The organism is Mesorhizobium sp. M8A.F.Ca.ET.021.01.1.1 (assembly GCF_003998025.1).
GTDB lineage: Bacteria > Pseudomonadota > Alphaproteobacteria > Rhizobiales > Rhizobiaceae > Mesorhizobium.
Map to the genome: position 1 here is coordinate 1 of NZ_RZSJ01000294.1, position 7,350 is coordinate 7,350.

6 protein-coding genes and 1 pseudogene are annotated in these 7,350 nt (G+C 63.9%); 2 read left to right on the forward strand and 5 right to left on the reverse strand.

Going from position 1 to position 7,350, the window contains the following annotated elements:
* Positions 1–4: 4 nt before the first annotated feature.
* Positions 5–1,180, forward strand: coding sequence for a CaiB/BaiF CoA-transferase family protein (locus tag EOA36_RS21250; protein ID WP_127279296.1), 1,176 nt, complete (start codon positions 5–7; stop codon positions 1,178–1,180).
* Positions 1,177–2,826: a thiamine pyrophosphate-binding protein gene (locus tag EOA36_RS21255; protein WP_127279292.1), complete on the forward strand. Its 1,650-nt coding sequence runs from the start codon at positions 1,177–1,179 to the stop codon at positions 2,824–2,826. The genes EOA36_RS21250 and EOA36_RS21255 overlap by 4 nt, the downstream gene beginning before the upstream one ends.
* Positions 2,827–2,959: 133 nt before the next feature.
* Here EOA36_RS21255 and EOA36_RS21260 read toward each other — a convergent pair whose 3' ends face one another.
* From EOA36_RS21260 to EOA36_RS21280, 5 genes and pseudogenes are all read right to left on the reverse strand, one after another.
* Positions 2,960–3,403 (reverse strand): CHRD domain-containing protein, encoded by a 444-nt coding sequence (locus EOA36_RS21260; RefSeq protein WP_127279293.1) that lies wholly within the window; start codon positions 3,401–3,403, stop codon positions 2,960–2,962.
* 203 nt (positions 3,404–3,606) lie between these two features.
* On the reverse strand, positions 3,607–4,578 hold the full coding sequence (locus EOA36_RS21265; RefSeq protein ID WP_027160663.1) for an ABC transporter substrate-binding protein: 972 nt from the start codon (positions 4,576–4,578) through the stop codon (positions 3,607–3,609).
* Positions 4,579–4,617: 39 nt separating this feature from the next.
* Positions 4,618–5,772 carry an ABC transporter permease gene (locus EOA36_RS21270; protein ID WP_127279294.1) on the reverse strand — a complete coding sequence of 385 codons (1,155 nt, stop codon included), beginning with the start codon at positions 5,770–5,772 and terminating at the stop codon, positions 4,618–4,620.
* A complete protein-coding gene (locus EOA36_RS21275) occupies positions 5,769–6,647 on the reverse strand; it encodes an ABC transporter permease (RefSeq protein ID WP_127279295.1) in 879 nt (292 codons plus the stop codon). Before EOA36_RS21275 ends, EOA36_RS21270 begins: the two co-directional genes overlap by 4 nt.
* 396 nt (positions 6,648–7,043) lie before the next feature.
* A pseudogene (locus EOA36_RS21280) lies at positions 7,044–7,350 on the reverse strand (ABC transporter ATP-binding protein); the annotation flags it as partial.

Genomic DNA, 7,350 nt, shown 5'->3' on the forward strand with positions numbered 1-7,350 from the left:
ATTTATGGCCGAACCCCCGCTGAAAGGCGTCCGCGTCGTCGAACTCGCCCGCATTCTTGCCGGCCCCTGGGCCGGGCAGTTGCTTGCCGATCTCGGCGCCGATGTCATCAAGGTCGAGAGCCCCGATGGCGGCGACGACACCCGCAAATGGGGTCCGCCCTTCGTCATGAGCCATGACGGCGAGAACCTGTCAGCCGCCTATTACCATTCCTGCAATCGCGGCAAGCGTTCCATCGCCATCGACTTTTCGACGCCGGAAGGCGCCGAGACGGTGCGCCGGCTGGTCGCGACGGCGGATGTGCTGATCGAGAACTTCAAGCTCGGCGGCCTGAAGAAATACGGGCTCGACTACGGCAGTCTGAAGAAAATCAACCCTCGCCTGGTCTACTGCTCCATCACCGGCTTCGGCCAGGACGGGCCTTATGCGCCACGCGCCGGTTACGACTTCATCATCCAGGCCATGGCCGGCATGATGTCGATCACCGGTGAGGCCGGCCGCGAGCCGCAAAAGGCAGGCGTCGCCATCTCGGACATCTTCACCGGTCTCTATTCGGTGATCGCCATCCAGGCCGCACTTCGCCATGCCGAACAGACCGGCGAGGGCCAGCACATAGACATGGCGCTGTTCGACACCCAGATCTCGGCGCTCGGCAACCAGAACCTCAACTATCTCGTCTCGGGCAAGTCGCCAGTGCAGATGGGCAATGCGCATATGAACATTGCCCCGTACGAAGTGCTTCCGGTCAGGGACGGCCACATCATCCTGGCTGTCGGCAATGACGGCCAGTTCGGCAAATTCTGCGCCGCCGTCGGGCTGGACGATTTGCCGGCGAATCCCGATTTCGCCACCAATCCGGCCCGCGTCGCCAACCGCGTGGACCTTCGCGCACGCATCATCGAGGCGCTGAAGACCTGGGATCGCGATCCGCTGCTGGCGAAGCTCGAAGCCGCCAGCGTGCCGGCAAGCCCGATCAACACGATCGGCCAGATGTTCGCCGATCCGCAGACCATTGCCCGCGGCATGCGGCTCGACCTTGACGACGGCCATGGCAACCGCCTGCCGTCGGTGCGCGCGCCGATGGTGATGTCGGGCACACCGCTCACCTATGAACGCCCCTCGCCGCGCCTTGGCGAGCACACTGACGAAATCCTTGCCGAACTGGAGAAGTCTGGGAAATGAAGACCGGTGGACAACTGATCGTCGACGCCCTCGAAGCCAACGGCACCGACCGTATCTTCTGCGTGCCGGGCGAATCCTACCTTGCGGTGCTCGATGCGCTGCATGACTCTTCGATCCGCACCATCGTCTGCCGCCAGGAAGGCGGCGCCGCCATGATGGCCGACTGCCAGGGCCGGTTGACCGGCAAGCCCGGCATCTGCTTCGTCACCCGCGGCCCCGGCGCCACCAACGCTTCGGCCGGCGTCCACATCGCCATGCAGGATTCGGTTCCGCTCATCCTGTTCATCGGCCAGGTCGCCAGCCATGCCAAGGAACGCGAGGCGTTCCAGGAGGTGGACTATGTCAGGTTTTTCGGCGACATCGCCAAGTGGGTGGTCGAGATCGACGACGCCTCGCGCATCCCCGAATTCGTCACCCGCGCCTTCGCCGTGGCAACGTCGGGCCGGCCTGGCCCGGTGGTCATCTCGCTGCCGGAGGACATGCTGACCAGCGAGGTCAAGGCGCCGCAAGCACTTCCCCATACGCCGGTCGAGACCTATCCAGGCGGGGCCGAGCTCGACGCGCTGGAAATGCTGCTGGGCAGCGCGAAGCGTCCCTTCGTCATCCTCGGCGGCACGCGCTGGAACGCGGACGCCGTGGCGCGGATGCACGAAATCGCCGAGACCTGGTCGCTTCCTGTCGGCTGTTCCTTCCGCCGCCAGATGCTGTTCGACCATCTGCACCCGAACTATGCCGGTGATGTCGGCATCGGCATCAATCCGAAGCTGGCGGCGGCGATCAAGCAGGCCGACGTCGTTCTCTTGATCGGCGGCCGCATGGGCGAGATGCCATCTTCGGACTACACGCTGCTGAAGAGCCCTTATCCCGACCAGGCACTGGTGCACGTCCATGCCGATGCCGGCGAACTCGGCCGGGTCTACCGCCCGACGCTGGCGATCAATGCATCGCCCGCGGCTTTCGTGGAGGCTTTCGCCAAGCGCAAGCCGGCCGGAATGCCGGCCTGGGCGGAAGAAACGCCAAAGTTGCACGCCGCCTATCTCGACTGGTCGACGCCGCCGGAAAGCGGCCCCGGCCCGGTGCAGATGGGGCCGATCATGAATTACCTGGAAAAGGTATTGCCCGACGACGCCATCCTCACCAATGGCGCCGGCAATTACGCCACCTGGGTGCATCGCTTCCATCGCTTCCGCCGCTTCACCACGCAAGGAGCACCGACCTCCGGCTCGATGGGTTACGGCACGCCAGCGGCCGTCGCCGCCAAGGCGCTTTATCCGGAGCGCACCGTGGTCGCCTTCGCCGGCGACGGCTGCTTCCTGATGAACGGCCAGGAATTCGCCACCGCCGTGCAATACGACCTGCCTATCATCGTCGTCGTCGTCAACAACGGCATCTACGGCACCATCCGCATGCATCAGGAGCGCGAATATCCGGGCCGTGTGGTCGGCACCGACCTGAAAAATCCCGACTTCGCGTCGCTTGCCCGCGCCTATGGCGGCCATGGCGAGACTGTCGAGAAGACCGAAGACTTTGCGCCTGCCTTCGAACGTGCCCGCGCCAGCGGCAAGCCGGCGATCGTCGAGGTCCGGCTCGATCCCGAGGCGATCACGCCGACCCGCACGATGACGCAGATTCGCGACAAAAGCTGAAGGAACCGGTCGGCTCCAAAGAAAAGGTGCTGCATTCCAAGCTGCCGATCTCCCCCCAGGTGGGGGAGATGTCCGGCAGGACAGAGGGGGGCGCTGTCCCGCCGGCCTTCAAGCGCGAGCGGCGCTCCGGACCCTACATCGCCTTTTCGATTTGGCCACGAATCTCGCCGTCCTTGTGGGCGGCCGTGTGCACGTTGACGTAATACTTGCCGGCCTCCAGGTCAGCGGCCTGCGCATCGGTCAACGTGGCCGACCCCTTGATCGGGCTCTTCAGCTTGCCTTTGAACGGGATCACGGGATCAGCGTTTTCACCCATTGCCGCCGGGCCGTGGATATGCGCGGCCACTGCCGGGCCACTGAGGCCGGAATACTTCACGTTCCAGCTGAGCTTCTTCTTGGTCGTGTCGAAGGTGAGAGTGGCCGTCCCCTTGCCTTTGGTGGTGACGGCCGGGCTCTGCTGGCCGCCATCGAGGGTCGCCTTGTATTTCACCATCTCGGCCATGGCCGGTGATGCGAACAGGAAAGCGGTGGAAATAGCGAGCGCCGATAGCGCCGGAAGGAAGGAGTGAGCGCGCATGAAGAACCTCCGATTGAATATTGAATAAAGCATGCGTCGCGGTTCCCCCGACGCGCGCATGCTTCATTGCAACGGATGGGCGGCGCAATGTATCCCTGCACACGGTTTTGTGATTGGAGCGCATGGAAAAGGGGCGGTCGCCCGCCCCTTTTGGTATCAGCCGTCAAACCGGTCGCAGGCGCTGTTGATCACGCCAGTCCGGCTTACTTGACCGCCTTGTCGGTAATGGCCGTGGTGTAGGCGCCGGTCGGCTCCTTGGTGATGATCTTCTGGTCGAGCAGCGCCTTGGCGGTGCGCTCATAGGTCGCCGGGTCGAGCTTGCCGTCGGCATTGTCGATCAGCTTGGCGACTTCGCTCATCATGCGCTTCTGGTGGTTCTCGTCCTGGCCACCGCCGTCCATGACGATCCCGGCAGCTTCGTCATTGTTGTCGACGGCGTATTTCCATCCCTTCATCGAGGCGCGCACGAAGCGCACCATCTTGTCCTCGAAGGCCGGATCCTTGAGCTTGTCTTCCGAGGCGTAGAGCCCGTCCTCGAGCAGGTCGTTGCCCATCGCCGAGTAGTTGAACACGGTGAGCTGTTCGGGCTTGTAGCCGGCGTCGATCAGCTGCCAATACTCATTGTAGGTCATGACCGAGATGCAGTCGGCCTGCTTCTGGATCAGCGGCTGCACGTCGAAGCTCTGCTTCAAGACGGTGACGCCGTCCGGGCCGCCCTCGGTCTTGAGCCCGAGCTTGTTCATCCATGCGTAGAAAGGATATTCATTGCCGAAGAACCAGACGCCCAGCGTATGACCCTTGAAGTCGGCTTCGGTCTTGATCGGCCCATCCTTCGGGCAGACCAGTTCCATGCCGGCCTTCTTGAAGGGCTGGGCGATGTTGACCAGCGGCACGCCCTTTTCGCGCGCGGCGAGCGCGCCACCCATCCAGTCGACGATGACGTCGGCGCCGCCGCCCGCGATCACCTGCTCGGGTGCGATGTCGGGGCCGCCCGGCTTGATGTCGACATCGAGGCCTTCGGCCTCATAGAAGCCTTTGGCCTTGGCGACATAGTAGCCGGCAAACTGCGCCTGCGTGACCCATTTCAGCTGCAAGGTCACCTTGTCGGCGGCCATTGCCTGGAACGCGGCCAGCGACATCGCGCCGGCCAGAACTGGAATAATAAGTCTTTTCATTTTTTTACCCTCTGAAGTTAGTGCCCTAACCCACCGCCCCTATCCACCACGGACAGAGGGATGCCAAAACGTGACGGCCCTTTCGACAAGGGCGACCACGCCATAAAAGACCGAACCCGCAAGTGCTGCAACTGCGATTTCGGCCCAGACCATGTCGATGTTCATCCGCCCGACCTCGGTCGAAATGCGGAATCCCATGCCGACAACCGGCGTGCCGAAGAACTCGGCGACGATGGCGCCGATCAGCGCCAGCGTCGAGTTGATCTTCAGCGCGTTGAAGATGAAGGGTGCTGCCGCCGGCAGCCGGAGCTTGATGAGCGTCGGCCAATAACCGGACGCATAGGTGCGCATTAGGTCGCGCTCCATATGGCCGGACGCGGCAAGCCCGGCGACCGTGTTCACCAGCATCGGGAAGAAGGTCATGATGATGACGACGGCCGCCTTGGACTGCCAGTCGAAGCCGAACCACATCACCATGATCGGCGCCACGCCGATGATCGGCAGCGCCGAGACCATGTTGCCGATCGGCAAGAGCCCGCGCCGCAGGAACGGCACGCGGTCGGCAAGGATGGCGGTGATGAAGCCGGCGCCGCTGCCCACGACATAGCCGAAGAGCACCGCCTTGAAGATGGTCTGCCGGACATCGGCGCCGAGTATCGGCAGCGAACCGGCGATGCGCGCGCCGATCGCGCTCGGCGGCGGCAGCAGGATGAAGGGGATGCCGGCGCCCCGCGTCACCGCCTCCCAGATGATCAGTATCCAGGCGCCGAAGATGGCGGGGATGATCAGACGCAAAGCGGTCCGCGCCCAACCCGCTATCGGGCGGAGCCCCGACAGCACCGCGACGCAACGCCAGCCTAGCAGCCAGACGGCCGTCAGCAGCAGGAAATACGGCGCCAGTGCCGCGCCTTCGAAACCTGCGATCCCCGATATCAGCAGCCAGGCGACGAGATGCGCGCCGATGAACAGCACGACGGCCTCTGCAACGGATGGAATCCTGACCATCGAGATCAGCGCCGCGACCACGGCAAGGCCGAGCATCAAGCCCTTCGTTCCCAGATAGGGATAGTTGATGCTCGCCGTCGGGTCCGCAAGCGCTGCCGCTTCCGGCCTCGACATGGCGCCAAGCGCGACCGCGATCAGGCACAGCACGATCGCCAGCACCGCTTGCCAGGAAGGTTTCAGCCAGTTCATGCCGGCCTCCCGCCCATGGCGCGGTCGACGATGCGGCCGGCAATGCCGACCACCATGACCAGAAGTGCCGCCACGATCGAGCCCGCGACCAGCGCCGACCAGATGTCGATCGATTGGCTGTAATAGGCGCCGGCTAGAAGCTTGGCGCCGATGCCGGCGACCGCGCCTGTCGGCAGTTCGCCGACGATGGCGCCGACCAGGCTTGCCGCCACCGCCACCTTCATCGAGGTGAACAGGAACGGCACCGAGGCCGGCACGCGCAATTTCCAGAAGGTTTGCGTGCGGCTGGCATTGTAGGTGTGCATCAGGTCGAGATGCATGATCTCGGGCGAGCGCAGGCCCTTCACCATGCCGACCGTCACCGGGAAGAACGACAGATAGGTCGAGATCATCGCCTTCGGGATCAGCCCGGTGATGCCGATCGCCGCCAGCACGACGATGATCATCGGCGCCACCGCCAGGATCGGAATGGTCTGCGAGGCGATGATCCACGGCATCAGGCTGCGGTCGAGCGTCGCCACATGCACGATGCCGACGGCAATGACGATGCCGAGCGCGGTGCCGAAGGCAAAGCCGAGCAGCGTCGAGGACAGCGTCACCCAGGCATTGTAGACGAGGCTTCGGTTCGAGTTGATGGGCCGCAGAAACGTGTTCTCGAAGAAATTCACCGCCACCTGATGCGGCGCCGGCAACGTCGGCTTCGGCTGCAACAGCGTCTTGCCGATGAACTCGACAGTGCCGGGGGTTTCGTTGGCACGGGTGTCGAGATCGCGCTGGAACGGCGCGTTGAGGATGACGGCGAAAACGTACCAGAGCACGACCACGCCAGCGAGGATCGAGGTGACGGGGACGAGTTTGTCGCGGAAGGTGTCCATCAGGAGGCCTCGCCAGCGAGGCGCCCTCCTCTCCCCATCGGGGAGAGGGTGGCCGGAGCGAAGCGGAGGTCGACCACCTTCGCGCTCGTTATCCTAGGGCGGAGCGACGCGAAGCGTCGCGCAGACCCTAGGATCCATTCCGTGACGTCGATCAAGGAGTGTAAGCAGTAGAGAAAATTCCCCTTCGAAGGCACAGCGGAGGGTGCATCGTTTTGCGCCGTTGCGGAGCTCAGAAGTAACGGCATGGATCCTAGGGTCTGCGCCGCGTCGCTTCGCTCCTTGCTTCGCCCTACGATGACAAAATCGCGGCGGGCGGCTTCCATAACGCAGGCCGCTGCGCGCCTGCTCCACCCCAGAGTGACGAAGGCGTGGTTGGTCGCTCGCTTGCCGGGGCGCTCAATCATCATAACTATGCCCCGCCCTCAACCCGTCGCGCACCCGCGCGGCGATCGCCAGGAATTCGGGTGTCTCGCGGATGTCGAGCGGCCGCTCCTTCGGCAGCGTCGATTCGATGATGTCGCTGACCCGGCCCGGACGCGGCGACATGACGACGATGCGGGTCGACAGATAGACGGCCTCCGGAATGGAGTGGGTGACGAAGCAGATGGTCTTGTTGGTCCGGCCCCACAGTTGCAGCAATTGCTCGTTGAGGTGGTCGCGCACGATCTCGTCCAGCGCGCCGAACGGCTCGTCCATCAACAGG